The organism is Blautia massiliensis (ex Liu et al. 2021) (assembly GCF_052064225.1).
Lineage (GTDB): Bacteria > Bacillota > Clostridia > Lachnospirales > Lachnospiraceae > Blautia_A > Blautia_A fusiformis.
The window spans coordinates 1-1,026 of sequence record NZ_JBQHWA010000083.1 but is presented as its reverse complement, the minus strand read 5'-3'; the positions used below and the strand labels follow the sequence as shown (position 1 = coordinate 1,026).

The 1,026-nt window shown below is 51.0% G+C and carries 1 protein-coding gene; it reads right to left on the bottom strand.

What is annotated here, in order from left to right:
• Positions 1-59: 59 nt before the first annotated feature.
• A partial coding sequence (locus tag ACTNDQ_RS15380; RefSeq protein WP_441065000.1) for a recombinase family protein occupies positions 60-1,026 on the bottom strand: 967 nt, incomplete at its 5' end.

The window sequence follows — 1,026 nt, the reverse complement described above, 5'->3', positions numbered from 1 at the left end:
AAAGTACAGTTTACAAGGGACTACACAGGGTAGGTATCTGACGGGAGGGGTGCCGCCAGTCAGATTTTCCATGTGATGTTCAAGCTGTCGCTTGTGGCGGCTATGGTGGTGATCATCAAATCCACCACACGCCGCTTGTCATCAAAAGATACATTCTCCCAGGTATCGAGGTAGCCGGAAATCTGGCTGACCTGTTCCGGGCTGATGGCCTCCACAGTCAACTCCGCTATCCTTGCCAGAAGTTCCTGCTTGCGCCCGTCCAGTTCCGCTATCTTCACATTCACATAGGAGAACAGGACATTGTTTGCCCCCGTCAGACTGTCCACCAGCTTTTCAATCTCGCTGTCTACATGGGCAAGTTCCACTTGCAGGGCGGTGATTTTCGGGTTTGCCTTTGCCGCTTTCTTTTTTCCTGTCAGCGTCTTGTAGCTTGCCAGCTTCTTTACCATCTGCTGATAAACAACCGCTTCCAGTTCCGAAGTGATGATTTTCCCACAGCCAGGACAGCTTTTATTGTCCAGCCGTTTCGTGCAGCGGAGATACTGTTTGCCGGAGGGATTGTAGATACTCATAAGAGCATACCCGCAATTCCCGCACTTGATTTTTCCTGCCAGCCATGTGTGGGTGGCTTTCCGGGCAGACTGGATTTTCATGTTGTTCATCAGCTTCTTGCGGCAGGTCAGCCAGGTGTCGGAGGGGACGATACCCTCATGGGGAGCCAGTACCAGCATTTGGTCTTTTAAGTCGTTTTTCTTGCTGGCCTTTACATCTCGCCCTTGATACAGATAGCAGCCGTTCATGCCCGTAAAATCGGCAACGTCATTGACAATGACTGTACCTTGACTTTTGAAAAATTCGTACACATCAAGGTCTGCCTGCACATAGACAGGATTGCGTAACATCTGCGCCAGCGTGGGGCGTATCAGCTCTTTGCCATGGAACAAAATCCCCTGTTCGGCAAAGTACCGGGTAATGTCCCCGTAGGAAGTTGTGGGCTGGGCGTACATCTCAAACATCAGCCGGATA